At 67.1% G+C, this 25,291-nt stretch carries 26 protein-coding genes; 10 read left to right on the top strand and 16 right to left on the bottom strand.

What is annotated here, in order from left to right:
* Positions 1-4: 4 nt before the first annotated feature.
* The 3 genes from PSV00_RS01825 to rnr form a co-directional block, all read right to left on the bottom strand.
* A complete protein-coding gene (locus tag PSV00_RS01825) occupies positions 5-715 on the bottom strand; it encodes an NUDIX domain-containing protein (protein ID WP_300444087.1) in 711 nt (236 codons plus the stop codon).
* The gene (locus PSV00_RS01830) at positions 699-1,679 is read right to left on the bottom strand and encodes a DUF4424 family protein (RefSeq protein ID WP_300444089.1); all 981 of its coding nucleotides are present in this window, start codon (positions 1,677-1,679) and stop codon (positions 699-701) included. Before PSV00_RS01830 ends, PSV00_RS01825 begins: the two co-directional genes overlap by 17 nt.
* Positions 1,680-1,766: 87 nt before the next feature.
* Positions 1,767-4,082 carry a ribonuclease R gene (gene rnr / locus PSV00_RS01835; protein ID WP_300444091.1) on the bottom strand — a complete coding sequence of 772 codons (2,316 nt, stop codon included), beginning with the start codon at positions 4,080-4,082 and terminating at the stop codon, positions 1,767-1,769.
* Between the two features lie 107 nt (positions 4,083-4,189).
* Here rnr and PSV00_RS01840 point away from each other — a divergent pair, with 107 nt between their 5' ends.
* Together PSV00_RS01840 and PSV00_RS01845 are read left to right on the top strand one after the other, a co-directional pair.
* Positions 4,190-5,593, top strand: a complete 1,404-nt coding sequence (locus PSV00_RS01840; protein ID WP_300444092.1) for a pyridoxal-phosphate dependent enzyme — start codon at positions 4,190-4,192, stop codon at positions 5,591-5,593.
* Between the two features lie 4 nt (positions 5,594-5,597).
* Positions 5,598-6,758, top strand: a complete 1,161-nt coding sequence (locus PSV00_RS01845) for a cystathionine gamma-synthase (RefSeq protein ID WP_300444095.1) — start codon at positions 5,598-5,600, stop codon at positions 6,756-6,758.
* Positions 6,759-6,991: 233 nt separating this feature from the next.
* On the opposite strand, the gene PSV00_RS01850 is transcribed toward PSV00_RS01845, so the two are convergent.
* From PSV00_RS01850 to PSV00_RS01875, 6 genes are all read right to left on the bottom strand, one after another.
* Complete coding sequence (locus PSV00_RS01850; RefSeq protein WP_300444096.1) at positions 6,992-7,303, bottom strand: hypothetical protein; 312 nt, start codon at positions 7,301-7,303, stop codon at positions 6,992-6,994.
* A gap of 91 nt (positions 7,304-7,394) precedes the next feature.
* Positions 7,395-7,607 (bottom strand): cold-shock protein, encoded by a 213-nt coding sequence (locus PSV00_RS01855; RefSeq protein WP_300444097.1) that lies wholly within the window; start codon positions 7,605-7,607, stop codon positions 7,395-7,397.
* Positions 7,608-7,875: 268 nt separating this feature from the next.
* The gene (locus PSV00_RS01860) at positions 7,876-8,088 is read right to left on the bottom strand and encodes a cold-shock protein (RefSeq protein ID WP_300444100.1); all 213 of its coding nucleotides are present in this window, start codon (positions 8,086-8,088) and stop codon (positions 7,876-7,878) included.
* A 175-nt stretch (positions 8,089-8,263) separates the two neighbouring features.
* Positions 8,264-8,512 carry a hypothetical protein gene (locus PSV00_RS01865; RefSeq protein WP_300444103.1) on the bottom strand — a complete coding sequence of 83 codons (249 nt, stop codon included), beginning with the start codon at positions 8,510-8,512 and terminating at the stop codon, positions 8,264-8,266.
* Between the two features lie 41 nt (positions 8,513-8,553).
* Complete coding sequence (locus tag PSV00_RS01870; protein ID WP_300444105.1) at positions 8,554-9,246, bottom strand: TorF family putative porin; 693 nt, start codon at positions 9,244-9,246, stop codon at positions 8,554-8,556.
* 32 nt (positions 9,247-9,278) lie between these two features.
* Positions 9,279-10,205 carry a nitronate monooxygenase gene (locus PSV00_RS01875; protein ID WP_300444107.1) on the bottom strand — a complete coding sequence of 309 codons (927 nt, stop codon included), beginning with the start codon at positions 10,203-10,205 and terminating at the stop codon, positions 9,279-9,281.
* Between the two features lie 267 nt (positions 10,206-10,472).
* Between PSV00_RS01875 and PSV00_RS01880 the strand changes: the two genes are divergently transcribed.
* Together PSV00_RS01880 and queF are read left to right on the top strand one after the other, a co-directional pair.
* Entirely contained in the window at positions 10,473-10,808 is a 336-nt protein-coding gene (locus PSV00_RS01880) for a GIY-YIG nuclease family protein (protein WP_300444109.1), read from the top strand.
* A gap of 106 nt (positions 10,809-10,914) precedes the next feature.
* Positions 10,915-11,376, top strand: a complete 462-nt coding sequence (gene queF, locus PSV00_RS01885; protein ID WP_300444111.1) for a preQ(1) synthase — start codon at positions 10,915-10,917, stop codon at positions 11,374-11,376.
* Positions 11,377-11,437: 61 nt separating this feature from the next.
* Here queF and PSV00_RS01890 read toward each other — a convergent pair whose 3' ends face one another.
* From PSV00_RS01890 to PSV00_RS01915, 6 genes are all read right to left on the bottom strand, one after another.
* Positions 11,438-11,614, bottom strand: coding sequence for a hypothetical protein (locus PSV00_RS01890; RefSeq protein ID WP_300444113.1), 177 nt, complete (start codon positions 11,612-11,614; stop codon positions 11,438-11,440).
* 507 nt (positions 11,615-12,121) lie between these two features.
* The gene (locus tag PSV00_RS01895) at positions 12,122-14,608 is read right to left on the bottom strand and encodes an ATP-binding protein (RefSeq protein ID WP_300444115.1); all 2,487 of its coding nucleotides are present in this window, start codon (positions 14,606-14,608) and stop codon (positions 12,122-12,124) included.
* A gap of 232 nt (positions 14,609-14,840) precedes the next feature.
* Positions 14,841-16,451, bottom strand: a complete 1,611-nt coding sequence (locus PSV00_RS01900) for a HAMP domain-containing sensor histidine kinase (protein WP_300444118.1) — start codon at positions 16,449-16,451, stop codon at positions 14,841-14,843.
* Positions 16,448-17,158, bottom strand: coding sequence for a response regulator transcription factor (locus PSV00_RS01905; RefSeq protein WP_300444120.1), 711 nt, complete (start codon positions 17,156-17,158; stop codon positions 16,448-16,450). Before PSV00_RS01905 ends, PSV00_RS01900 begins: the two co-directional genes overlap by 4 nt.
* Before the next feature lie 2 nt (positions 17,159-17,160).
* The gene (locus PSV00_RS01910) at positions 17,161-18,753 is read right to left on the bottom strand and encodes a DUF4173 domain-containing protein (protein ID WP_300444122.1); all 1,593 of its coding nucleotides are present in this window, start codon (positions 18,751-18,753) and stop codon (positions 17,161-17,163) included.
* 116 nt (positions 18,754-18,869) lie between these two features.
* A complete protein-coding gene (locus PSV00_RS01915) occupies positions 18,870-19,472 on the bottom strand; it encodes a nitroreductase (RefSeq protein ID WP_300444125.1) in 603 nt (200 codons plus the stop codon).
* A 45-nt stretch (positions 19,473-19,517) separates the two neighbouring features.
* On the opposite strand from PSV00_RS01915, the gene PSV00_RS01920 reads away from it, so the two are divergent.
* The 3 genes from PSV00_RS01920 to PSV00_RS01930 all read left to right on the top strand — a co-directional run bounded on the left by PSV00_RS01920 (position 19,518) and on the right by PSV00_RS01930 (position 21,299).
* Entirely contained in the window at positions 19,518-20,168 is a 651-nt protein-coding gene (locus PSV00_RS01920; protein WP_300444128.1) for an NUDIX hydrolase, read from the top strand.
* Between the two features lie 22 nt (positions 20,169-20,190).
* Complete coding sequence (gene cysE / locus PSV00_RS01925; RefSeq protein WP_300444131.1) at positions 20,191-21,012, top strand: serine O-acetyltransferase; 822 nt, start codon at positions 20,191-20,193, stop codon at positions 21,010-21,012.
* A 74-nt stretch (positions 21,013-21,086) separates the two neighbouring features.
* On the top strand, positions 21,087-21,299 hold the full coding sequence (locus PSV00_RS01930; RefSeq protein ID WP_300444133.1) for a DUF3126 family protein: 213 nt from the start codon (positions 21,087-21,089) through the stop codon (positions 21,297-21,299).
* A gap of 83 nt (positions 21,300-21,382) precedes the next feature.
* On the opposite strand, the gene PSV00_RS01935 is transcribed toward PSV00_RS01930, so the two are convergent.
* Positions 21,383-21,781, bottom strand: a complete 399-nt coding sequence (locus PSV00_RS01935; protein WP_300444134.1) for a hypothetical protein — start codon at positions 21,779-21,781, stop codon at positions 21,383-21,385.
* A gap of 244 nt (positions 21,782-22,025) precedes the next feature.
* Here PSV00_RS01935 and PSV00_RS01940 point away from each other — a divergent pair, with 244 nt between their 5' ends.
* From PSV00_RS01940 to PSV00_RS01950, 3 genes are read left to right on the top strand one after another with little or no spacing between them, the layout of a single operon-like run.
* Complete coding sequence (locus PSV00_RS01940) at positions 22,026-22,895, top strand: 50S ribosomal protein L11 methyltransferase (RefSeq protein WP_300444136.1); 870 nt, start codon at positions 22,026-22,028, stop codon at positions 22,893-22,895.
* Between the two features lie 55 nt (positions 22,896-22,950).
* A complete protein-coding gene (locus PSV00_RS01945; RefSeq protein WP_300444137.1) occupies positions 22,951-23,412 on the top strand; it encodes a hypothetical protein in 462 nt (153 codons plus the stop codon).
* 49 nt (positions 23,413-23,461) lie between these two features.
* Positions 23,462-25,267, top strand: a complete 1,806-nt coding sequence (locus tag PSV00_RS01950) for an aminopeptidase P family protein (protein ID WP_300444139.1) — start codon at positions 23,462-23,464, stop codon at positions 25,265-25,267.
* Positions 25,268-25,291 lie beyond the last annotated feature (24 nt).

The following is a 25,291-nucleotide window of genomic DNA, read 5'->3' on the forward strand; positions in this document are numbered from 1 at the left end:
CGGCTCAGTCGTGGCTGACGACGTGGCGGCCACGCACCATGCGCACGAACGGGCGAGGCCGATCGGCACCGCCGCGGCGTTCGGCGATCTCGTCCAGCACGAACCGGGTGATGGCGGGCAGGTCCAGCGTCCGTGCCGCGGCCAGCGGCAGCCAGGCGATCTCGTCCAGCTCGCCTGATCCTGCCGTCGGCTCCGGGTGCAGCAGGGCCTCCACCGGGGCGAGGAAGAAGCGGGCGTCAAACCGCCGTGTCCGGCCGGGCGGGGTGATGGCCCGGGCCACATAGGTCAGGACCGACAGGTCGGGCAGGGCCCCGGCCGCCCGGTACTCGCGCCACGGGCCGGCCACCGAGGCCGACGGGGCCGGGTGCCCCAGGATCAGCCCCGTCTCCTCGAAGGTCTCGCGGACGGCCGCCATGGCCAGGGCCCGGGCCCGGCGGGCGTCGGTTTCGCGGGTCAACAGGCGCAGGGCGTCAGGGGCCAGGTCGCCCGCGTCGGCGGCCGTGAAATCCGACCGCTCGATCCGGCCGCCGGGAAACACCCATTTGGAGGCCATGAAGACATGACCGGGCGCGCGCCGGCCCATCAGCACCTCCGGATGCCGGTCGCCGCGCAGCAGGATCAGGGTCGCGGCGTCCTTGGGCTTCTGGCGATGACCCGTGCGGGGCGCGTCGGCGAGATCCTGGGCGGCGTCGAAGGGTTTAGTCGGAACGGTCACCCTGCAGGATTAGCACGTTGAGATCGCGCGTGGGGGTGTAGTTGGCATGCCGCACCTCGAACGTGGTGGGGCCGATCCGACGTACGCCGTCGCCGCAGAAGCTGACCAGATTGTCGGTCGAACCCTTGTCCACCACCAGGCGGAAATCACCGATCGGGCCTGACCAGTTGGCCCCGGTCGTCAGGATATAGTCCAGCCAGGTTTCGCTGAAGGCCCGGCCGTTGGCCTGGGCGCGTCTGGCGGCGTCAATCACGGTCTCGTCCAGGCAATAGGTCTCGCGATACTCGTCCATCGGGCTATCGGCACGACCGACCATGGTCATCACCGTGCCGCCGATCGCCGGCGCGTACAGGTGGGTGATCTCGATCGGCTCGCCCGGCGGGAACCACTGGGTCCAGTAGTGGGTCGTCTTCAGGGTCCAGTTCGGCATGCTCCAGTCCAGCGTACCGTCCGGCTTGCGACCGGAATCGAGGATGCCCTCGTCGGTCAGGGTCCGGCGGACGGAGTCGGGCAGGGCATTGACCGCGTCCCAGCTGTCCTGGCCATGGGGAGGCAGCGGCAGGTTCAGGGCGCGCAGGCGGTCGGTGATGTCGACCCCGTCAACCACGGCCCGATATTCGACGTCGGTCCAGACGGCGCGATCGTCGACCCAGGTGATGAAGGGGACGATGTGGGCCGGATCGTCCAGTCGTCCACCCACGTCGCCGGTATAGCCGGGCGCGATGTCCGGCATCGGGAAGGCGACGATGGTCGAGATCCCCTCAGTCGTGTGGTTCAGGAATCGATAGGTGACCCGGACCTCCCGGGCGGACACGAACAGGTCCTCGGACACCATGGTGATGCCCTCGGTGCGCTGCAGGACCAGTCCCCCCGCCCCCATCGAGGCCACGCTGTCGTTGGCCGAGGCGGGCAAGGACATCAGCAGGACGGCGGCGCAGGCCAGCACGGTGGTGAGACGTTTCATCGGCATCCTCCCGGTGGAGAACCGATGATAGCCGAGGTGTGGCCCCGACCAAAACCTGTCAGTTCATGGCGCTGTCTGGCGTTGGTCTCAACGTCGCTTGCCCTTGCGTACGCCCTTCAGACCGCCGGACGGCGGCTTGGGACCGCCGGGACGCTTGCTGCCGCGCTTGGGCGGACCGTTGCCCCCGGGGCCGCGATCGCGGGCCCGCACGCCATAGCGCGGTGCCGGGGCATCGGGGTCGCGCGCGGCCGGATCGCTGAGCATCTCGAACAGCAGGCCGCCGGTGATCGGCGTGGCTTCGCGCAGCCTGACCTCGACCTGCCGGCCCAGGGTCCAGCGCTGGCCGCTGCGTTCGCCGACCAGGGCGTGGGCGCGGTCGTCGTGGTGGAAATACTCATTGCCCAGCGACGAGACCGGGCACAGGCCGTCGGCCCCGGTCTCGTCCAGCCGCACGAACAGGCCGAAACGGGTGACGCCGGTGATTCGGCCGGGGAAGGTGGCACCGACGCGGTCCTCGAGGAAGGCGGCGATATAGCGGTCCATGGCGTCGCGCTCGGCGGCCATCGAGCGACGCTCGGTCGTGGTCACCTGTTCGGCGATGGCGGGCAGTTCGGCCACCTCGCGGTCGGTCAGCCCGTCCTTGCCCAGTCCCAGGGCGCGGATCAGGCCCCGGTGCACGATCAGGTCGGAATAGCGCCGGATCGGCGAGGTGAAATGGGCGTAGCGATCAAGGTTCAGGCCGAAATGGCCGATATTGTCGGGGCTGTAGATGGCCTGCATCTGGCTGCGCAGCACCACCTCGTTGACCACCTCGGCGTGCGGCGTGTCGCGGGTCTCGTCCAGCAGCTTGTTCAGCCGTTTGGTGGTCGGGGCCTCGCCCTTGTTCCACGGCTTGCCGATGGTCTGCAGGAAGTCGGCCAGGTTGAAGGTCTTCTCCTGGCTGGGCGTGTCGTGGATGCGGTAGATCAGCGGTGTCCGCTTCTGCTCCAGCGTCTCGGCGGCGCAGACATTGGCCTGGATCATCATCTCCTCGATCAGCCGATGGGCCTCCAGTGATTTGCGCGGCTCGATGGCGGCGATGTTGCCGTCCGGGGCCATGATGATGCGCCGCTCCGGGCTCTGGATCGCCAGCGGGCTGCGCTTAAGCCGGCCCTTGAGCATGGTGTGATAGGCGTTCCACAGCGGATACAGGATCGCGTCCATGATCGGGCCGGTGGCGTCGCCGGGATGGCCGTCAATGGCCTCCTGCGCCTGTTCGTAGGACAATTTGGCGTGGGACCGCATCAGGCCGCGCACGAAGCGGTGGCCGGTCTTGCGGCCGTCCTTGTCGAAGGTCATCCGCACGGCCAGGCAGGCGCGGTTCTCGCCCTCCTTGAGGGAGCACAGGCCGTTGGACAGGGTCTCGGGCAGCATCGGCTCGACCCGGTCGGGGAAATAGGTCGAATTGCCCTTGGCCCGGGCCTCGCGGTCCAGCGAGGTGTCGGGCCGCACATAGGCGGCGACGTCGGCGATGGCGACCCAGACGATCCAGCCGCCGGGATTCTTCGCGTCCTCATCCTTATGCGCATAGACCGCGTCATCGTGGTCCCGGGCGTCGGCCGGGTCGATGGTGATGAACGGGATCTCGCGCAGGTCCTCGCGCCCCTTGAGGGTCGGCAGGGCCTGATCGAGAGCCTCCTGTTCCACCGCGTCGGAGAAACCGGTCGGCACGCCGTGGGCGTGGATGGCGATCAGGGAGGCGGCCCGGGGGTCGTCCTCGCGGCCGATGGTCTCCAGGATCTTGCCGCGCTTGGGTCCGTAGCGTTGCTCGCCCTTTTCGATCGAGGCCAACACCAGGTCGCCGTCACGCAGGTCGGCGGCCTGCAGCGGCGGGATGACCAGCACGTCCTTGGAACGGCGGTCCACCGGCTCGACCCGGGTTTCCTTGTTGGATTTGCGGATCACGCCGAGGACGCGGTTGGTGCCGGCGTCCAGCGCCTTGATCAGCCGGGCTTCCCAGCCGTCCTCACCCTTGACAAATTTGACCAGCAGCCGGTCACCCATGCCCGGTGCGGGGGCGGTTCGGGGGCCGCTCTCGGGCACCAGCACGGCGCGCGGCGCGTCGGGTGAGGCGTCGACCAGGCGGACATACATGTCGCCGTCCACGTCACGTTCGACCACATCGGCGACGCCGACGGGCGGCAGGTCACCGGCAGGCGAGAAGGTCTTGCGACCGCGCTTGCCCAGCAGGCCGTCGGCCTCGAGCTCGCGGATCATCTCGCGCAGGCGGCGGCGATCCTCGCCCTTCAGGCCGAAATGGCGGGCGATATCGGTTTTTTCGGCTCCACCGGCTTCCGTCAGGAAGGCGAGGAGGGTGGCTTTGTCGGGGAGGCCCGATGCGGGCCTGCGGGGTGTTTGTGTCATTATGTACCTATGTAGTGTGCTTCGCCCCAAAGGGCTAAATCTTGCGTGGGTTGACCTTGTCGGGTCTGACGATCAGCTTCCGCCGCGAACGCTCACGGAGTCGATGAATGTCCCTGTCCGCCAAACCTGTCCTCAGCGCCCCGGCCGGATCCCTGCTGGACCTGATCGGGCTGACGCCGATGGTGGAGGTCAAAAATATCGACACGGGTCCGTGCCGGCTGTTCCTGAAGCTGGAGGCCCAGAACCCGGGCGGATCGATCAAGGACCGGATCGCCCTGTCGATGATCGCCGCGGCGGAGAAGGAAGGCTTCCTCAAGCCCGGCGGCACTATCGTCGAGGCGACGGCGGGCAATACGGGCCTGGCCCTGACCCTGGTTGGTCAGGCCAAGGGATATAAGGTGCTGCTGGTCATCCCGGACAAGATGTCCAAGGAAAAGATCCAGCATTTGCGGGCCATGGGGGCGGATGTTCGCCTGACGCGATCGGACGTGCCGCACGGTCATCCCGAATATTACACCGACATGGCCGAGCGTCTGGCCCAGCAGCTGCCGGGGGCCTTCTACGTCAACCAGTTTGCCAATGACGCCAATACCGCCGCCCATTTCCGGACCACCGGTCCCGAGATCTGGGACCAGATGGACCATGACGTCGATGCCTTCGTCGCCGGCATCGGCTCGGGCGGGACAATCACCGGCATTGCCCAGTATCTGAAGAGCGTCGGTTCGAACGCCGAGATCATCCTCGCCGACCCGACCGGTTCCGTGCTGGGCGGCATCGTCAACGACGGCGTGCCCGGTCCCGAGGGCAGCTATACGGTCGAGGGGATCGGCCAGAATTTCGTGCCTGACACCGCCGATATGAGCCTGATCGACAAGGCCTATTCGATCCCGGACGCCGAGGCGATCGCCACCGTCCGCGAGCTGTTGCTGAAGGAAGGCATCCTGGCCGGCTCGTCCTCGGGCACGCTGATCGCCACTGCCCTGCGCTGGTGTCGCGAACAGGCCGAGCCGAAGCGCTGCGTCACCTTCGTCTGCGATACCGGGGCCAAATATCTGTCCAAGGTCTACAATGACGCCTGGCTGGCCGATCAGGGCCTCGGTGAGCAGGACATCCAGGGCAATCTGTCTGACCTGATCCATCGCAAATATGCCCGGGGCGATGTGGTCGTGGCCGGTCCCGACGACACCCTGGACACAGTGTTCAAACGCATGCGCGGGGCCGATGTCTCGCAGCTGCCGATCATCCAGGACGGCCGGCTGGTCGGGATCGTCGACGAGAGCGACATCATCCATGTGATGAACACCGACGAGATCACCCGCCAGGAACGCTTCAAAAAGCCGGTCGGCACGGTCATGACCCGGGATCTGGACACGGTTCAGGTGACCGAGCCGCTGGACGCCCTGATCCCCGTGTTCGACCGCGACCGCGTGGCCCTGGTGCTGGATGGCGAGAATTTCGTCGGCCTCATCACCCGCACCGACCTTATCAACCACCTCAGCCTGAACCGGTAAGCGCATGGCCATGATCAAGAACCATCAGGGTTTTTCGACGCGGGCCATTCATGCCGGCCAGCGTCCCGACCCGACGACGGGGGCGGTGATGACGCCGATCTACGCGACCTCGACCTATGCCCAGGAAAGCCCGGGCGTGAACAAGGGCTATGAATATGCCCGCGGCAAGAACCCGACGCGCGAGGCGTTCGAGGCCTGTATCGCCGACCTCGAGGGCGGGGTTCAGGGCTTCGGTTTTGCCTCGGGCATGGCCGCGACCTCGACGGCGCTGGAACTGCTCGATGCCGGATCGCACGTCGTGACCGGCGATGACCTGTATGGCGGCTCCTGGCGGCTGTTCGAGCGGGTGCGCCGTCGCTCGATGGGTCTGGACTTCGCCTATGTTGATCTCAGCGACATCGCCGCCGTCGAGGCCGCGATCACGCCGAAGACGAAGATGCTGTGGGTCGAGACCCCGACCAATCCGATGATGAAGATCGCTGACATCGCCGCCCTGTCAAAGGTCGCGAAAGCCCATGGTCTTCTCCTGGTTGTCGATAACACCTTCGCCACGCCCTGGTGCCAGCAGCCGCTCAGCCTCGGGGCCGATGTCGTCATGCATTCGGCGACCAAATATCTGAACGGTCACTCCGACATTATCGGCGGCGTGCTGGTCGCCGGGAATCCCGAGGTCGCGGCCGAGATCAAATTCCTGCAGAATTCGGTCGGCGGCGTGATGGGGCCGTTCGATGCCTTCCTCGCAAACCGGGGACTGAAGACCCTCGGTCTGCGCATGAAGGCCCATTGCGAGAACGCCCTGATCATCGCCCGCTGGCTGGAAGAGCGTAAGGGCGTGGCCCGGGTCATCTATCCCGGCCTGATCAGCCACCCGCAGCATGACCTGGCCAGCCGCCAGATGCGCGGCTATGGCGGCATGGTCTCGGTGGTCATCGACGGCGATCTGGCGCGCACGCGTCAGGTGCTGGAGCGGGTCGCGGTCTTCACCCTGGCCGAGTCGCTGGGCGGGGTTGAAAGCCTGGTCAACCACCCGGCCATCATGACCCATGCCTCGGTGCCCAAGGCTCTGCGGGACGCTGGCGGCGTAACCGAAAACCTGATCCGCCTGTCGGTCGGTGTCGAGGACGTTGAAGACCTGATCGCTGACCTGGACCAGGCCCTGGCCTAGCAGACAGGAACGGGGAGGGGCCGCGCGCGTCGGCCGGTCCGCGGGCGGGCGCGCCGGGCCCGGGACGCCTGATCCTGACGACTGAAACCGGCGCGCGGTCAGCGCCGGATCGTGCTCACGCTGGATGAAAGGGTGTTCGGACCGGGCGGCGGGGCGGATGGCCCACGCCGTCTACCGGTGCTGTCTAAGGAGGGGGAGGACCTGATCGCGGTTCGGGATCAGGTCCTGAATCCTCAGCTCGCGGTCGTTTCAGCGTCCGCGGCAATCTTCTTCTTGGCCGGGGCGCGCTTCTTGGGCGCAGCCTTGACCACGGGCTCGGCACCATCGACGGCGGCGACAACCTTCTTCTTGGCGGGGGCGCGCTTCTTGGCGGGCGGCTTGGCGGCGATACGGGCCGCGAATTCGGCTTCGATCATCGGCAGGATGTCAGTGGCGGAAGCGATCTGGCCTGCCGTGCCGCGGACCAGCAGACGTTCCGCATTGGCGCGGAGGGTCTTCAGGTCGGCGTCGGGCATCGCCGGTATCATCTCGGACAGAGGCGTCATCGGCGTACTCCATGGAAAAACAGCTTCAGGGCCGGCGCGTGAAGCACCGGCCCGTCAGCCCGGATGGCGGCCTGGGCCGCCGATACCTGATCTACTCAGCAGCCTTGAGCTGCGTAGCCGATTCCTTGCCCGTCTTGCGGTCGCGCTCGACTTCGAAGGAGATCTTCTGGCCTTCGTCGAGGCTGTTCAGCTCGGAGACCTCGACAGCGGTGACGTGCACGAAAACGTCCTTGCCGCCGTCATCCGGCTGGATGAAGCCGTAGCCTTTAGTGGAATTGTACCATTTTACAGTGCCGGTAGCCATTTTCAGGACCTCCGCTAGCGTTGACCGCAGGAAATAGCTCCTGTGCGGCCTGTCGGGTCTGAATGGGATCGGCTTTTTGACCTCGGTGCGCGATGCAAAGGGCAGCAGCGTTACGCAGAGAGATCGACAGCTTCTATGTGGGCGCTGTCCGCATCAATAGCAAGGACGACCCGAATTCTTATGGATGACGGTGCCTGGATCGGCGCGCGTCATCCGGACGCAAAAATGGCGGCTGCGTCCGTGACACAGCCGCCATTCATAGGTTTATCTAGCCGACAGTCTTGAGTTGACCGGCCGATTCCTTGCCCGTGCGACGGTCGCTTTCGATCTCGTAGGAGATCTGCTGACCTTCGTTCAGGCCGTTCAGGCCAGCGGCCTCGACGGCCGAGATGTGGACGAATACGTCCTTGCCACCGTCATCGGGTTGGACAAAGCCATAGCCCTTGGTGGAGTTGAACCATTTTACAGTGCCGGTAGCCATTTTCAGGACCTCCGTTAGAATTGGCCGCAGGAAATAGCTCCTGATCGGCCTGTCGGGTCTGAATGGATCGGCTTTAGACCTCGGTGCGGATGCAAAGGGGTGCAAGAGCGTGACGCAGTGAGATCGACGTTTAGCCTTGTGACGCGCCTTTGGGTCGAATGCAAGGCTCTGGCTGTCAGTCCTCGTCGCCGTCCTCATCGTCGTCATCCGAGGGACCTGCGGCGGCGGTGTCCTCTTCGGAGGGCACATAGTGTTTCTGGCACAGCTTGCGCAGGGCACCGGTCAGGGAGGCCCCGTACAGGTTCTCCTGCACGCGCTCGTGACCTTCGGCCTGCAGTTTCTGCTTGATGTCGCCGACGGTACGGCAGTCGCCACCCTCGGCCAGCTGATAGGCGCGTTCGATTGTCGTCGGTCTGAAGCTCATGCCCCTAGGGTGGGGGCACAAGCTTCATTTGACCAGCACTATCAGAAGGAGAAGGTGACCTCGCCCACGAGGGCCGACGCATATTGCGGCCCGGGGACGTTGGCGTCGGTGTCATAGTAGCGAAGGTCGAAGTCCAGATCGCGGGTGACTGCATAGGTCATGCCGGCGTTCCAGCCCGTGTAGTCGACGCTGTTTTCCTGTTCGCGGCGGCCGATGGCGGCGGTGCCCGACAGTTTGTTGGTGAAATCCCAGCCGACCCGGCCCTCGACCCAGGTCCAGGCCTTGGACGAGCCGGTGCTGTCGGGCGAATACTGCACCGTCAGACGGGCCTTGGCCGGACCGATCGAGCGCGAGATCTTGCCGGTGAACTCCCAGGAATCGGCGTCATAGCCGTCGATCGCGTCGACCTGCCATTTGTATTTGGCGTTCAGGTCGACGTCGAAGCCGGCGATCTCGGGGCGGATGCCGGCGTCGACCGCGGCTTCCAGGTCTGATCCGCTGGAGCTGCGGATCGTCTGGAACGAGGGGCCGGCGTAGAAAAAGCCGCTGGCATTGGTCCAGCGGGCCTCGCCGAAGGCATAGGCATCGCCGTCAGACTTGGAGGCGTCCTTGGAGCGGTTGTCCGTTCCCGCGCCGACCGCGAAGGACCAGGAACCCGCGGCGGGGGCCTCCTGGGCATGGGCGACAGCGGGCAGGGCCAGGGCAGCGACGGCAGCGATCATCAGGGCACGCATAATTATTCACCTCGTTGTCAACGAGGCGCCGTCTAACCCCAGTTCTTGACGAATTTATCACGGGCGGACGACATTTCGTCCGCCGTCCGACGAACAAGCTCTGCCGTCGGCATGATGTCATGCACCGCGGCCGAGCCCTGGCCCGCCGACCAGACGGTCTTCCAGGCCTTGGCCTCGTCGGCCATGTCCAGCTTGTGCTCGGGCAGGGATTTGGGGTCGATGCCGTTGGCGATCAGGGACGGCGTCAGGAAATTGGCCGGGATGCCGGACACGGCGGCCGTGTAGGTGATGTCGGACGCCCCGGCGTCGACGATCATCTGCTTGTACTCGGCCTGGGCCATCGATTCGGTCGTCGAGATGAAGCGGGTGCCCATATAGGCGAAGTCGGCCCCCATCATCAGGGCGGCAGCGACGTCGGAGCCCGTCGACAGGCAGCCCGACAGGATGATGGTGCCGTCGAAGAAGGACCGCACCTCGTTGACCAGGGCGAACGGATTGACCACGCCGGCATGGCCGCCGGCCCCGTTGGCGACGAGGATCAGGCCGTCCACGCCGGCCTGGGCCGCCTTGCGGGCGTGGCGGACATTGGCGATGTCGTGGAAGACCACCCCGCCATAGCCGTGCACCGCCTCGACCACGTCGCGCACCGCCCCGAGGGAGGTGATGATCAGCGGCACCTTCTCCTCGACCGAGACCATCATGTCGGCCATCAGCCGCGGATTGGTCGGGTGGACGATGTGGTTGACGCCGAAGGCCGCGGCGTCGGGGTTCAGCCGCCCCTTGATCTCCTGGACCCAGTCCCGATAGCCCTCGGTGGTGCGCTGGTTCAGCGACGGGAAGGTGCCGATGACCCCGGCGTTGCACGCCGCGACCACCAGGTCGGGCCCGGACACCAGGAACATCGGCGCGGCGATGACCGGCAGTTTCAGACCGGTTTGCAGTGATGCCGGAATAGCCATGATGTTTCCCCGTTTTGTTTCACAACGGATAGCGGGCTGTCGCGGCGGAAGGCAAATCCGAAAAACACAGTCCACTGGGTCCACTGGGTCCACTGAGTCCGCTTCCCGTCGGTTCCATGAGGCGGATCATGGCACCGATACACGGCAAGCGCGGTCGCAGGGGCGGGGATAGGACCGGCTATTTCCCCGGCGCGGGACGGCGGAATCGTCATGGATTTACCCGGGTAATAATGCCGTGTATATGACCCGGGTAAAATGGAGAGCGCCATGACGGCCCCGGACCGCAAAGCCCTGATTGCCGCCTACAAGCGGTGCCCGACCATCGCCGGAGTCTATGCGGTGATCTGGACCGCGACCGGGGACACCTGGGTCGGCAGGAGCCGTCATATCGACACCCAGAAGAACGGCCTGTGGTTCGCCCTGCGGCACGGCACATCGCCGCACCGGTCCCTGCAGGAGGCGTGGAATTCGGGGACGGAAGCGGATTTCCGCTTTGAGCAGCTGGACCGGTTGCCGGAGGATACCTCGCCCTCGCTGCGCGATCTTGAGCTCAGGGAGCGGGCGGGGCGCTGGATCGCGAGACTTGCGGCCCGGTCACTCTAGCGGATCGTGGTCAAGCACCGGCCTTTGAGAATTTCCGTCAGCGCCGTATGTCCCCTCCCACGATCCCTTCGATGGCCCGACGCGGCCGATGTTCCAGACTGAAATCATGACCACTGACACCTCGGGCCTGTCCCAACTGGGCCAGCACACCGTCCAGCCCGTCAGCCCCGAGACGGCCCAGCTGGAAAGGGTGCCCAATCCGCATCCGGACACCCTGTACCTGGCGCGGTTCACCGTGCCGGAGTTCACCAGCCTGTGCCCGGTGACCGGCCAGCCGGACTTCGCCCACCTGGTCATCGACTATGCGCCGGGCGACTGGCTGGTCGAGAGCAAGAGCCTGAAACTGTATCTGACCAGTTTCCGCAACCACGGGGCCTTCCACGAGGACTGCACCGTGGCCATCGGCAAACGGGTCGCTGACCTGTTGCAACCGAAATGGCTGCGCATCGGCGGCTACTGGTATCCGCGCGGCGGCATCCCGATCGACGTCTTCTGGCAGACCGGCGTCGCCCCCGAGGGCCTGTGGCTGCCGGATCAGGGCGTGCCGACCTATCGCGGGCGGGGGTGAGGGCGGGCACTCACCAAAATCGCCGATGCCACCGGTTGATCCCACCACCCATAGCGGACATTCAGCGCTCGATCGGCTGGTAGGTGACCTTGACCCCTGCGATGTCGGACTGCCCGGTGAACACGCGTGCCTGGGCATCGTATCTGACGATCAAGTTTTCATCGTCGATCCAAGCGACCTCAACCCATGGTCCGCCGCCCACACTCTCCTCAGCGGCCCCATGATTGGCGTCGGCCACGAACGTGTTCCCAGCGGTGGCTGGGCGGACGCCCGACCCCAGCACCGAAACCTGGGTCGAGTGCCCTGTGGTGGCTCCACAACTCCGATCGAACAAGATTGCGCTGAGGCGGCCATTCGGGGAGCCGGCCTCGGACAAAATGGTGTTCTCACAGCCGCCTGAACAGCCGCTCATCGCGATGGCGGCTCCGGCGAAGAGGACCTGTTGCCACATCATGCCAGCGTGAGCGGCACCGCTGATCGCGTCAATGTCCGCTCGCCTCCCGTAAGCGACGGTCGGCTCCCGACCCGAGGCGGACGTCTGCGTGGACGGGTCGAACGATCGCTTCTGACTCCACCAGGTCTTCCGGAATGTCCGCTCTTGGGCGATCAGAGCCGGCACCCGTTTGGTGATGTTGGGGCCTCCAGGATCGTGACGCCGTGTAAGGTGACGAGGTTGTGCACGTCACTGGCTCGGCAACAGACGTGGGTGCTACCCGAAGGCAGGATGTCGTCGAGCAGGTCGTTGTCAGGCGGCCACTGGAAAAGACGGCGTTAGGGCGGTTGCCCCGGCCACGGCCTTCAGCAGCGCATCGGGGCGGATCGGTTTGCAGAGATGCCCGTCAGCTCCAGAAACCCGTCCGGCTTCGATGTGTTCGCTCTGGGCATTGGCGGTGAGCATCAGCACCGGTGTGCGCGACCCGTCTATCTCGCGCTCGCGCAAAGCGCGCGTGGCCGCCAGCCCGTCGAGCACCGGCATCTGCATATCCATCAACACGAGGTCGTACTGTCCGGCCGCAAGGCATTCCAATGCCTTCGCTCCATCGTCCACGACGGTCAGCATGATGCCAGCAGGCTCCAAAATCAGCCGGACGATCTGCTGGTTCACCGGGTGGTCTTCCGCCAGCAGCACGCGCACGCCCTTGAGGTCGCGCATGATGGGCTCCGCCGCCGGTCGCTCGTGATGCTCTTCTGCCTCGCCGCGCAGCAGCGGAAGGTCGAGAGCAAACCTGCTGCCTACCCCAGGCGCGGATGTGGCCTCTGCGACGCCGCCCATCAGATCGGCGAATGCCGCGACGATCGAGAGCCCCAGGCCCGTGCCACCGAATTGGCGGGTGATGGATTCGTCCGCCTGTTCAAAGCGGCGGAAAAGTCTGGCGGCTGTATCCTCGTTAAAGCCCAGCCCGGTGTCCGTGACTTCAATTCTGAGCCCGAGATGAGACGAACGCGCCGAGATCGTTATCTCGCCGGCGGATGTGAACTTAACGGCGTTGCCGAGGAGATTGGACAACATCTGACTTAGCCGAACGCTATCGCCGATCCACGAGCCTCGCACATCCATCTCAACCGTCGCCCGCAGTCCAAGCCCCTTGGCCTCCGCAGCCGCCCTGAAGAGCTCCGTCACGTCATCGACCACAGTCTCCAGATCGAACGAAGCCGCTTCGAGGACCATGCCTCCGGCTTCCAGCTTGGATACATCGAGAACATCACTGACGACGCGTTCAAGCACACGGCCCGAGGACACAATCAGGCGCGCCAGTTCATTCGCAACGCGCCCGCGCTGCCGCGCGAGTAGAAGGTCTGCGGTGGCGATGATGCCGTTCAGCGGCGTCCGCAACTCGTGGCTCATGTTCGCCAGAAACCGTGACTTGGCCTCATTGGCTGCTTCGAGTTCAGCGGTGCGGACGCGGACCTTGTCCTCCAGGGATGTCACCAGATCCTCCGCTCTCGCGTCGGCGGCGACCAGGGCGCGAGCGACCACGCCGAATTCATCGGTCCTTTCAGACATGCGGGTCAGGGCTGCGGCCTGGCGTCTGCCTTGAAGGGGCGCGCTGGAATGAGAAGCGATGACTTCGAGTGGCGAGACCACCCACCGACAGGCGAACCAGTACAACAGGCCGCCCTGCAAAACGGCGACCAAGGTGCCAATGAGCAATATCCAAGACGCGGATTTGGCGGCCGCCGCCTCGATGGTTGCTGTTGGCACAATGGACAACAGGTGCCAATTCGGCGCGGATACTCGGCCATATGCCACATAGGCCTTGCCGTTCGGCGAGCGGACGACCCCGCTGGCCTGGCCGGCGGCGGTGACGAGGCTAGCCAGTCCGGTCAAGCCGTACTCCTGCTCGTAGCGGGCGACCACGTCGGGCGATGCGGTCCCGGGCGTCTCAGAGCCGGGGAACGCGACAAGCTCGCCCCGCGCGTCAACGATCAGATTGATGCCGCCGGTCGGCGCTTGTCCGACGCTTTTCAGCAGTCTCCCGCCCATCTGAAGGGTCGTTCCAAAAGCACCAACGTGGCGGCCGTCTATATCTACCGGCGTGTGGCAGCCGGTGGTCAGAGCTGCGCCCGATTGAACATATAAAAGGCGCCTCAACCCGGTGCACAGGGTCCGGCGCCCGGGGTTCAAGCTCGGCAAGGTCACCCGAACGAGGTCATCGTTCGCGAACGAAAAACTGGCAGGTGCGGTCTCCCGATAGAAGATCAGACGGTCCGGGCGTGATGGGGCAAATATGAGCAACCGGTCGTCGGGCGTGTAAAAGTAGAAGTTGTCGTTAAAGCCGAGCTGCGCTTCGCCAAATCGCCCCACGACTTGCCAGGCTGCGATCAACAGTCGTCGCTCGTCCGCGGTGACCTGCTCGCCCCGAGCGACGAATGCTCCCAGACCAAAAACCGGCTCTCCAGTCGCGGACTTGCTGCCTTCGAAATCCTGCGGACGGCTGCGACGCGTCCCGTCGGCTTGCAAGGGGAATGCCTGCTCAAACGAACGGTCTACTTCGGCCTGAGTGAGGGCTTGCATTCGGCGGACGAGCGCCGCGCTGGCCTGGTTCTGCAAGCGGGCGGCGTCTTCAAATAGCTGGTTCTCAGTGTTCGCCCGCTCGGCTGCATAGTCGCTCAGATGGGTCAGTTTCTCGTTGGTCAGTCCCTTGCTGACGATCTGAAAGGTTACGAGAGCAGCGACGATGGTGAAGCCGGCACTCAAGGCGAGCGTGACCATCAACAGCTTGCGCGCCAAGGACCAATCTACCCGCATCCAGCTCTCCAGGAACGATCAGGTACCGCCCGCAAGCCCTCAGAATTGCATCAACTAGAGAATATTTGATGAGCGCCATCGCCTCGGGTTCGGCCCTCCCGGTGTTGGCAGTGAGCGAACTCCCGGTCCCATTCCAGGGAAGGGCGGTTATGTGCAAGGCGCACGAAGGGTGATGTTTCGGACGTCTGCTGTTCGGCAGGTCGCTCTGCCTAATTCATCGGGGCATGACCTGGTCGGGCTGGATCCGGGCCGCCAGCGGCAGGACCAGTTCGAAGACCGCCCCGGCGTCTGACGGCACCAGATCCAGCGTCGCCCCGTTCGCGGCCAGCAGGGCGCGGGCGATCGACAGGCCCAGACCGGCACCGCCTTCGCCGCGCCGGGTCGTGAAAAAGGGTTCGAAGATGCGCCGCGCGTCCGCCGGAGCCAGCCCGGGCCCGTCGTCGGTGACGGTCAGGACCCATGCATCGGCGGTCGGGCGTGCCTCGATCGTCACCGTCGTGGCCCCGGCCTGAAGACTGTTCTCCAGCAGGGTCGACAGCACCATCTCCAGCGTGGAGGCGGGCACGGCGACGCGCGGTTCGTGCGCGTCCAGCCGGTTGAGGATGGTCAGCCGGTCCGCTCGCGCGTCCACGGCCCTCATCATCGGCGGCCCGACATCCACCGATAGGCCGGCTTCGGGTCGCGCCATGTCCGCCCTCGCGAGATCGAGCAGGCGGGTGACCAGGGACGCCAGGCGGCGGCCGTCGGCGGCGATGTTGGCGAGGAAGCGGCGACGCTGGTCCGGTTCCATGTCGTCATGGTCCTGCAGCAGTTCGACCGCCCCCTGGATGCCGGCGAGCGGGGTCTTGAATTCATGGCTGACGGCGGCGGCGAAATCGCGCAGATAGCGCGACCGGCGGTCGACCGCCCGGGCCATCCGGCCGAAATCCTCATACAGGTCGCGAATCTCCACGGCGGCGGTGGCCGGGGCGGGCGGCACCTCGCCGCCGCCGCCGGTGGCGACGTCGCGGGCGGCCCGGCTCAGGGCCTCGATCGGGCGGGCGATGCCGCGCGACACCAGCACGGCCAGGAAGCCGATCAGGCCCAGGGTGCCGACGATGCCGAGCGCGATCTTGATCCGGTCCTGATAGATGCCGCGGAACAGGGCCCGGGGTGAGCGGGAGGTCAGGATCACGCCTTCGACCCGGCTGTTCACGACCACCGGCCGGGCGTGGTGGATGCGCAGGGCCGAGGCGCGGCTGAGCCATTCCATCGAATAGCGCGGGTGGTAGGAATCGTTGCGACGCAGGACCGTGTGCGGCTGCCCCGACAGGGCGGCTCGGACCTCTTCCAGATCGCGCCAGTTGCCGCCTTCCCCGAAGCCGCGCACCACCGTGCCGTTGCGATCGAGGACGATGATCGAGGCCAGGGTGGTGCGGCTGGTCTCCTCGATCACCGGTCCCAGCCGGGCGGCGACGGCGACGGCCGCCGGATCGGGCGGTCGGGACGGCATGACGGTGGCGGGGCGGGCCGGCAGAACCGGATCCGACCCGAGGTCGATGGTCGCCGGCTCCGGCCGGTAGTAGCCCGGCACGCGGCGACGGGCGGGGTCGAACGGGACCTGCGGGGCTCCGGGCCAGTCGGCCTCGGCCACGGCCGACAGGACCGCCGTCTGGGCGATCAGCTCCGCCTCGGTCTGGCGTACGAGGGTATTCTCATAGACCCGCAGAAAGATGGCGCTCAGCCCGGGCAGGATGGCCGCGAACATCAGCACCGACAGCAGGATGGTCCGCAGCCTCAGCGCGGGCCAATGCGCGCGAACGAAGGCACGGGCCCGTGCGATCACCCGGCGCTGCCGAGGCAGGGGCCCAGTTGATAGCCGACGCCGGGCCGGGTCTCGATCACATCGGCCCCGCCGACCGAGGCGAATTTGGCGCGCAGATTACGGACGTGGCTGTCGATGGTGCGGTCGGTCATGGCGAAGCCGGGGCCGTGGACGCGGTCGATGATGGCGTCGCGGGTGAAGACCCGGCGCGGGGCGTCGGCCAGGGTGCGGACGATGCTGAACTCCGTCACCGTCAGGGGCACCTCGACCTCCTGCCAGCGGGCGCGCCAGCCGTCGGCGTCGAGGCTCAGCCCGCCCAGGGCGAAATGACCGGGGGTGGGGGGCGGCGCGGTGCGGTTGACGCGGCGCAGGATGGCCGCGACCCGGGCCACGACCTCGCGCGGGCTGAACGGCTTGGTCACATAGTCGTCGGCCCCCAGTTCCATGCCCAGGATGCGGTCGATCTCGTCATCGCGCGACGACAGGAACAGGATGGGCAGGTCGCCCCCGGCGCGGATGCGGCGGCAGGCCTCGATCCCGTCCATGCGCGGCATATTGATGTCCAGCACCACCAGGTCGGGCCGGTGCCGGGCGATGTCGGCCAGGGCCGCCTCGCCGTCGGCGGCCTCGCGCGTGGCCAGACCGGCCTTCTGCAGGGCGAAGGTCAGCAGATCGCGAATATGCGGGTCGTCGTCGACCACCAGGACCGTGCATTGCATGATCGCCATGTTCAGCCTCCGGCCGGCAAGGTCAACGGGGCGTATGCGGGTTCCGGTCGGGGCAGGGTGACCGGCGGTGCCGGTGGTGGCGGCGGCGGCTTCAGGCGACCGGCCCAGTCCCGCTCTCCCGGCAGCGGTACCGCCAGGGGCCGGTCCCGGGACAGGACCTGAATCCGCTCCATCCGCCGGGCCGTCCGCCAGCGCCAGCTGTGCCAGTCGTTCTGCCGCCAATCGATGTCGGTGACGATTTGCCGACGCACGGCGGCGGCGCGGTCCCGCAGACCGGCCGGGGTGTGGGGGGCCCGTTCCAGTTCGACCAGGGACACCAGCGCCGGTTCGCCGAGGCTGTGAAGATAGCCCAGGTCCAGGTCGACTCCGCGGCCGCCGACCTCGCGGGCATGACGCACGTTCCAGGCGGCGGCGACGGCACCGAGATCGACCACACTGATGACCGCGAGCACACCGAGGGTGATGGCGACATTGGCATTGATCAGCCAGTGCGCCGAGCGGTCACGCAGCATCCGCCAGCCGATCAGCAGCAGGCCGGCACCGACCAGAATCATCCAGACCATGGCCGCGATCCGGAACCGGGTCAGGGCATAGGCCTCGATATAGTCAGCGGTACGCAGCAGGCTGGACGCGACCAGCAGCATGTTCTGGGCAACCCAGACGATGACCAGAAGGCGGACGCCGGGCCGCCGCGCCGTATCGGAGCCCGGCTGCAGGGCGACGAGGACGAACAGTCCGGCCAGCAGGGTGGTGACGATCAGGGGCCAGGCCCCGCGATGGGCATAGTCGGCCAGACCCATGTCGCCGGGCAGGGGCGCGCCGCTCCACAGGAAGGCGATGTCGAGCCCGTTCTGCAGGGCGAAGACGACGTTGAAGACGATCAGGGACCAGGTGATCGAGGTGGTCAGGGCCGGGGAGGGGCGGTTGGATTTTCGCGCCGGCAGGGCCAGCAGCGGGCGCTTCCAGTGCGGCCGCAGCACGCCCCAGACACCGGTCGCGATCATCAGCCAGAACAGCACCCGCAAGACCATCTCCGGCGACAGCGGCGGCAGGGTGATGCGGTCGAGGGCGTCTGAAATCAGTGGATTGGCTGCCGAGAACAGGGCCAGGAAGATCGCGCCGCCGACCACCGGCATGGCCAGCAGACCCAGCAGGGCCAGCAGCGACCGGCCCTTTCGGCGACGTTTGAGCCGGGCCAGTTTCAGCAGGTCGAACAGCGGGCCGATCAGGCCGAACAGCCCGTGGATGCCCAGTCGCTGGCTCCAGCCCCAGGCCGTCTCGCCCGCCCTGACCCGGGCCGACAGGACGGCGACGGCGATGACCAGGCCGAACAGGGCCAGGGCCAGCAGGCCGGGCCGGTCGACCAGCACCAGGCCGAAGGCGATAGCGGCGACGAGGGCGACCAGGGCGCGCCGGTCACGGGCCAGACCGGGACGCACGATGATCACGGCCGCGACCATGGTCAGGGCGAACAGGCCCAGGCTGGTGCCGGGCAGGTGCAGGAACAGCAGCAGGTCAGCGACGGCGACCACGGCCAGGTCGAGGCCGAATTTCAGCCAGAAGGATGAGCGGAATGGTCTGGGGGTGTGAAGCATGCGCGCCTCCCTTTCGGGAGCGGTTGTCGGCGCGCGGTGTCCAGCGGGGTTGGGGCGGTCGGGGAATATCGGCGCAGGAACCGTGCAGCTTCGGTGCAGGCTTCCGCCTGGACCCGTCAGGGCAGGCGGGTGACCTTGTCGGCCATGACCGGTCGCGGCCGTTCCAGCGGGGCCTCTGCCAGACTGCCGATATGGATGAAGCCGGCGATCCGTTCGGCCGGGCCGACCCCGAACAGGGCAACGGCCTCGGGGTCATAGCTGTACCAGTCGGTGATCCAGCTGCCGGCGAAGCCCAGGGCACCGGCGGCGTGTTCCAGGTTCATGCACACGGCCCCGGCCGACAGTTCCTGTTCCCAGACCGGCACCTTGTGGTCGGGGATCGGGGTCGAGATCACCAGGATCGACAGGGGCGGATTGACCAGTTTGGCCAGGACCGAGCGGGCCTTGTCCGCCGGGGTCTGCCGCGCGGCCATGGGCAGCAGGCGTTCGGCGATGTCCGCGCGGCTTTTCGGGCCCAGCACGACGAACCGCCACGGGAACAGTTTGCCGTGATCGGGGGTGCGGGCCCCCAGCGACAGGATGGCGTCGATCTGTTCGGGCGATGGTCCGGGGGCGATCAGGCTCTGGGCCGGGCCGGAACGGCGCGTGGCCAGACGCGCGCGCAGTTCGGAAGAGGGCCGGGGCAGGGGCAGGGCGGTGCCAAGATCGGTATCGGTCATGCCGTCTAGCTAGTCGTGACGCGGCTCCGGCGCCATACCCGGACCATGGCTGACTCCCGCGATGTTTTTGATGCCGACCGGCCGCTGCCCGCCTGGGACGACGGCAGCGACCGGCCGCCGCCGTGGCGCGATGCCGGGGCGACGACCGTTTTTGACACGCCCTGGCTGCGGCTGACGCGCCATGACGCGACCGCCCCGACCGGAATGAAGGTCGACTATGTGGTCATGCGGCCGCACAATCTGTCGGTCGGGGTCCTGCCGCTGCACGACGACGGCACGGTGACCCTCGTCGGCCAGCAGCGGTTCGCCCTGATGAACTATTCCTGGGAGATGCCCGAGGGCGGTGCCCCCTATGCCGAGGACCCTTTGGCCGGCGTCCAGCGCGAACTGGCTGAGGAGGCGGGACTGGCGGCCGGCCACTGGTGCGAGGCGCTGCGGCTGGAGATGAGCAACTCCGTCACCGACGAACGGGCCATCGCCTGGCTGGCCTGGGACCTGACGCCGGTGCCGGTCGATCCGGATCCCACCGAAATCATCCGGTCGGTGCGGGTGCCCTTCACCGGATTGCTGGCCGAAATCGGTCGGGGATCGATCCGCGACGCCTTTACGGTGGCGACCACGCTGCGGGCCTACCATATGGCTCGGGAAGGCCAACTGCCGGACCGGCTGGCGCAAACCATGCTCGGCCGGGTATGATCAACCGTCGCAAGGAAGCCTGATGCCCGTACTCGAAGTCGTCGCCAAACAGCCCGAAATCTGGACGCAGCTGCGCGCGGCGGCCGAGGCGGCGGCGCGTGACGAGCCGCAGCTGGGGTCGCAGCTGAATGCGGTGATCCTGTCCCATGCCGATCTCGCCGGTGCCCTCAGCTTCCAGATCGCCCGCAAGCTGGGCGACGAGGAACTGCGGGCGATGACCGTGCGTGAGGTCTGCCTGGCCGCCTATGCCGCCGACCCGACGATGGTCACCGCCGCCGAGGCCGACCTCCAGGCTGTGGCCGAGCGCGACCCGGCCATCCATTCGCTGCTGCAGCCCTTCCTCTATTTCAAGGGCTTCCAGGCCCTGCAGGCCTGGCGCGTGGCGCACTGGTTGTGGACCGAGAAGCGCGAGACCCTGGCCTTCCATTTCCAGAGCCGCATCTCCGAACTGTTCCAGGTCGACATCCATCCGGCCGCGACCCTGGGGTCGGGGCTGTTCCTCGACCACGGCACCGGCATTGTCATCGGCGAGACGGCGGTGGTCGGCGACGAGGTGTCGATGCTGCACGGGGTGACCCTGGGCGGCACCGGGGCCGAGCGCGGCGATCGTCATCCGAAGATCGGCAAGGGCGTGCTGCTGGGAGCCGGGGCCAAGGTGCTCGGCAACATTTCTGTGGGCGACTACGCCAAGGTGGCTTCGGGTTCGGTGGTGCTGAAGCCGGTTCCCGCCGGCTGCACCGTGGCCGGAGTCCCGGCCCGGCTGGTCAACTGTCCGACCGATGCGACGCCGGCCCGGACCATGGACCATACCCTGGCCGATATCGCCCATGACTTCGTGATCTGAGGCTTTCCCTCTCCGGTGCCAGTCTCTAGGGTCCGGGGCGTCTGACATCACTGAACTGACTGCCGAGGCCCGCCGTGAACGAATCCGACATCAAGCGCATCGAGAGCCATCTGAAGCGCACCTTCAATGCCGGTGGCATCAAGCTGAAGGCCCGTCCCAAACCCAATGATTCCGCCGAGGTCTATGTCGGTGACGAGTTCATCGGCATCGTCTTTGCGGACGAGGACGGCGACGGTTCCTTCATGTTCGAAATGGCTATCCTCGCCGAGGATCTGCCCGAGGACTGAGCCCGCCGCCCGAGGCTCCCGAACAAAAAAGCGCCGGAGGGGACAGCCCCTCCGGCGCTTTTTCCATTCAGAAGCCGAGACGATCAGCGCTTGCCGAAGATCACATCCATCAGACCGGCGATGAAGCCCTTGCTCTGGGGCTTGGCGGCGGGCCGGGGCGCAGCGGCTGCGGGGGCCGCAGCGGGACGCGGCGCGGGGGCCGGTGCAGCGACGGGCTTGGCGACGGCCGGTGCGGGACGGGCGGCGGCCGGCTTGGCAGCAGCGGGCTTCTTCGGTGCAGCCTTGGCTGCCGGTTTGGCGACGGCCTTGGCAGCCGGCTTCATGGCGACCGGCTTGGTAGCCGGTTTGGCGACGGCCTTGGTTGCGGGCTTGGTCGCGGCCTTGGCGGCCGGCTTGGCAGCGGGTTTCGCGGCCGGTTTTGCAGCAGCCTTGGTCACCGGCCTGGCCGCAGTCCTGGCGACCGGCTTGGCCGTGGTCTTCACCGGCGGCTTGGCGGCGGCCCGGACAACCGGGGCCTTTGCGGGAGCGGCGGGCCGGGCCGCCTTGGCAGCTGATTTCGGCGCAGCGCTCGACTTTGCTGCCGGTTTCGGCTTGGAAGCGCTTGCGGACGCATTAGGCGACTTAGACGGTGACTTGGCCATGAACTCCCCGACCCCTCGGTTTGCGCCGACACGCAAATGCGTGAAGGCATGTGTTTCGATTCGGCATGATAGCGGCGTTTGAGAAATGTCCGAGTCCGCAATTCAAATTATCGCGCGCGGTCTTCGCGCTCCCGCTGAAGCCGCTGCCGTCGCGATCGATTCCGATCCGATGCTGGAAGGCGTCACCTATTCCATTCTGGAAGAAGACGAGGACGCCGGCCTCTGGCGGATCGACGCCTTCCCGACCACCGATGAAGAGGTCGAGGCGCTGAAGCAATTGCTGTCCGGCCGTGACGGCCTGACGTTGATCGTCGAGAAGCTGGCCGACGCCGACTGGCTGGCCATGTCCCTGTCCGGCCTGCCGCCGGTCGAGGCCGGACGCTTTTTCGTCTATGGCGCGCACGACCAGGGACGGGTGCCGCCGAACCGGATCAATCTCAAGATCGATGCGGGCGCCGCCTTCGGTACCGGCCACCACGGCACGACGGTCGGCTGCCTCGAGGCGTTCGACGACCTGCTGAAGCGCGAGAAGTTCGAACGGGTGCTGGACGTCGGCTGCGGCACCGGGGTGCTGGCGATTGCCGCCGCCCGAACCGGCAGCCGCATCGCCGTCGGCACTGACATCGATGGACCGTCGGTGCGGATTGCCAATGAAAACGCCGAGCTGAACGGAGCCGACGCGCGCTTCGTCCATGCCTCGGGCCTGAATGATCGTCGGGTGCGCGAGCACGGTCCCTATGATCTGGTCTTCGCCAACATCCTGGCCCCGCCGCTGGTGGCCCTGTCGCAGGACATCAAGGAGGCCCTGAAACTGGGTGGGGTCGCCATCCTGTCAGGTCTGTTGCGGACCCAGGAGCGTCGCGTCAGCGCCGCCTATCTGTCGCGCGGATTCATCCTCGAGCGTCGGATCCATCACGACGCCTGGAGCGCGCTGGTTCTTCGTCGGGTGGGCTAGGGGCGGAACCGGCGCGGGGCCCGGCGGTTACGGCAGTTCAACCGAGGACACGCCAATGACGCCGATCAATCCCAACACCGAGATCAACCCCGTTCCGCCGTCGGGCACGGTCTATACCGAGACGGTCGAGACCGTGGTCGTTCGTGAATCCAACACCGGATGGTGGATCGCCGGGGTGCTCGGCGGTCTCGTGCTGATTGCCGTGCTGTGGATCCTGTTCGCCGGGCGCGGCCCGGGTGATGCCGATGCCCGTATGCTCGAGGCGCAGGCCGCCGCGACCCAGGCCCAGGCGGCCTCGGACGCGGCCATGGTCCAGGGCCAGATCACCGGGGCCCAGGCCAGTATCGAAATCGCTCGCGCCGACGTGGCCCGTGCCCAGGCCGAGGCCGTGCGGTCCTCCAGCGACGCCCGCGCCGCCGAGGCCCGCGCCATGACTCCGCCGGCCACCGTGGTCGTCACCACGCCCGCGCCGTCGACCGGCCAGGCCGTGGTCACGCCGAACGCCCCGCAAAACTGATCCGGTGCCTCCCTCCCCAAGACGGGGAGGGAGGTGCTATGTCGACGCCATGCGCCAGACATTCGACGAAACCACCGATCCGTCCTTCGGGGCCAAACACCTGCCGCTCGTCCGGGCGAAGATGGCCGAACAGGACCTCGACGGCCTGCTGGTCCCGCATGAGGACGAGCACCAGAACGAGTATCTGCCCCCCGCCAACGACCGGCTGGCCTGGGTCAGCGGCTTCACCGGCTCGGCCGGAGCCGGGGTGGTGATGACCGATCGCGCCGCCGTCTTCGCCGACGGTCGCTACACCGTTCAGGTCAAGGCCCAGGTCGATCCCGACCAGTTTGAAATCCTGTCGCTGGAGGACGGCGTCGCCGCCTGGCTGGCCCGCGCGCCGAAAGGGTCGGTGATCGGCTATGATCCGCGGCTGCACAGCCCCGACGCCCTGGCGTCGCTGAAGGCCGCCGCCGAAAAGGCCGGGGCCAGTCTGAAGCCGGTCGATCCCAACCCCATCGATGTCGCCTGGGCCGACCGCCCGGCCCAGCCGATGGCCCCGGTGGTCCCGCACGAGGACAGATATTCGGGCGAGAGCAGTGCCTCCAAGCGCGCCCGCATCGGCGCGGCCCTGACCGGGGCCGGGGCCGAGGCCACCGTCCTGACTGCCCCGACCTCGATCGCCTGGCTGTTCAATGTGCGCGGGGGTGACGTGATCCGTTCGCCGCTGCCGCTGGGTCAGGCCATCGTAAACGCGGACGGGACGGCGCAGCTGTTCCTCGACCCGCGCAAGGTCACCAATGAACTGCCCGGCTGGCTGGGCGACGATGTGACGCTGGGGACCGAAGACGCCCTGCCGGCGGCGCTGGACGCCCTGTCGGGGCGCAAGGTGATGATCGATCCGGCCCAGTCCTCGGCCTGGTATTTCGACCGGCTGGAGGCTGCGGGGGCGACGGTGGTGCGGGCCATGGACCCCTGCGCCGTGCCGCGTGCCGCCAAGAATCCGGTCGAGGTCGAGGGCAGTCGCCAGGCCCATATCCGCGACGGTGCCGCCCTGACCCGTTTCCTGCACTGGGTCGATACGGTGGCCCGCGAAACCCTGCCCAGCGAGCGTGAAATCGTCGAGGCGCTGGAAGGCTTCCGCGAAGAGACCGGCCAGCTGCAGGACCTGTCGTTCGACACCATCGCCGGGGCCGGTCCCAACGGGGCCCTGCCGCACTACAAGCCGGTGACCCGCACCATCCGCCATATCGAGAAGGGCTCGTTGCTGCTGGTTGACGGCGGTGGCCAGTATCTGGACGGCACCACCGACGTGACCCGCACCATGGCCATCGGTGAGCCGACCCAGGAACAGCGCGATCGCTACACCCGCGTGCTGAAGGGCCATATCGCCCTGGCCGTGGTGCGCTTCCCGGCCGGGACCACCGGCCACCAGCTGGACGCCCTGGCACGGCTGCCGATGTGGATGGCGGGCCTCGACTATGATCACGGCACCGGCCACGGCGTCGGCAGCTATCTGGGCGTCCACGAAGGCCCGCAGCGCATCTCCAAGGCCGCCAACAGCCAGCCGCTGCTGACCGGGATGATCCTGTCCAACGAACCCGGCTACTACAAGGAAGGCCACTGGGGCATTCGCATCGAGACCCTGCAGGTCGTCACCCCGCCCGAGCCCATCCCGGGCGGTGAGCGGCCGATGCATGGCTTCCGCCAGCTGACCCTCGCCCCGCTGGACCGGCGGCTGATCGACGTCGATCTGCTGAGCCCGGCCGAACGCGCCTATGTCGACGCCTATCACGGCGAAATCCTCGCCACGGTCGGGCCGCTGCTGCCGGGCGCGGTGCAGGACTGGCTGAAAGTGCAGGCCGCGCCCCTCTAGGGGCTTGCGGCGGGGCGGGCTGAC

The sequence above is a fragment of the Brevundimonas sp. genome, assembly GCF_029945885.1.
Taxonomy (GTDB): Bacteria; Pseudomonadota; Alphaproteobacteria; order Caulobacterales; family Caulobacteraceae; genus Brevundimonas.

Coding starts and splice junctions, on each gene's coding strand:
- PSV00_RS01830 (WP_300444089.1), bottom strand. CDS start 1,679: ATGAAACGTCTCACCACCGTGCTGGCCTGCGCCGCCGTCCTGCTGATG.
- PSV00_RS01945 (WP_300444137.1), top strand. CDS start 22,951: ATGACGCCGATCAATCCCAACACCGAGATCAACCCCGTTCCGCCGTCG.
- PSV00_RS01950 (WP_300444139.1), top strand. CDS start 23,462: ATGCGCCAGACATTCGACGAAACCACCGATCCGTCCTTCGGGGCCAAA.
- PSV00_RS01860 (WP_300444100.1), bottom strand. CDS start 8,088: ATGGCTACCGGCACTGTAAAATGGTTCAACTCCACCAAGGGCTATGGC.
- queF (WP_300444111.1), top strand. CDS start 10,915: ATGACCACTGACACCTCGGGCCTGTCCCAACTGGGCCAGCACACCGTC.
- PSV00_RS01855 (WP_300444097.1), bottom strand. CDS start 7,607: ATGGCTACCGGCACTGTAAAATGGTACAATTCCACTAAAGGCTACGGC.
- PSV00_RS01840 (WP_300444092.1), top strand. CDS start 4,190: ATGTCCCTGTCCGCCAAACCTGTCCTCAGCGCCCCGGCCGGATCCCTG.
- rnr (WP_300444091.1), bottom strand. CDS start 4,082: ATGACACAAACACCCCGCAGGCCCGCATCGGGCCTCCCCGACAAAGCC.
- PSV00_RS01920 (WP_300444128.1), top strand. CDS start 19,518: ATGGCTGACTCCCGCGATGTTTTTGATGCCGACCGGCCGCTGCCCGCC.
- PSV00_RS01850 (WP_300444096.1), bottom strand. CDS start 7,303: ATGACGCCTCTGTCCGAGATGATACCGGCGATGCCCGACGCCGACCTG.
- PSV00_RS01910 (WP_300444122.1), bottom strand. CDS start 18,753: ATGCTTCACACCCCCAGACCATTCCGCTCATCCTTCTGGCTGAAATTC.
- PSV00_RS01880 (WP_300444109.1), top strand. CDS start 10,473: ATGACGGCCCCGGACCGCAAAGCCCTGATTGCCGCCTACAAGCGGTGC.
- PSV00_RS01845 (WP_300444095.1), top strand. CDS start 5,598: ATGGCCATGATCAAGAACCATCAGGGTTTTTCGACGCGGGCCATTCAT.
- cysE (WP_300444131.1), top strand. CDS start 20,191: ATGCCCGTACTCGAAGTCGTCGCCAAACAGCCCGAAATCTGGACGCAG.
- PSV00_RS01915 (WP_300444125.1), bottom strand. CDS start 19,472: ATGACCGATACCGATCTTGGCACCGCCCTGCCCCTGCCCCGGCCCTCT.
- PSV00_RS01870 (WP_300444105.1), bottom strand. CDS start 9,246: ATGCGTGCCCTGATGATCGCTGCCGTCGCTGCCCTGGCCCTGCCCGCT.
- PSV00_RS01865 (WP_300444103.1), bottom strand. CDS start 8,512: ATGAGCTTCAGACCGACGACAATCGAACGCGCCTATCAGCTGGCCGAG.
- PSV00_RS01905 (WP_300444120.1), bottom strand. CDS start 17,158: ATGGCGATCATGCAATGCACGGTCCTGGTGGTCGACGACGACCCGCAT.
- PSV00_RS01875 (WP_300444107.1), bottom strand. CDS start 10,205: ATGGCTATTCCGGCATCACTGCAAACCGGTCTGAAACTGCCGGTCATC.
- PSV00_RS01940 (WP_300444136.1), top strand. CDS start 22,026: ATGTCCGAGTCCGCAATTCAAATTATCGCGCGCGGTCTTCGCGCTCCC.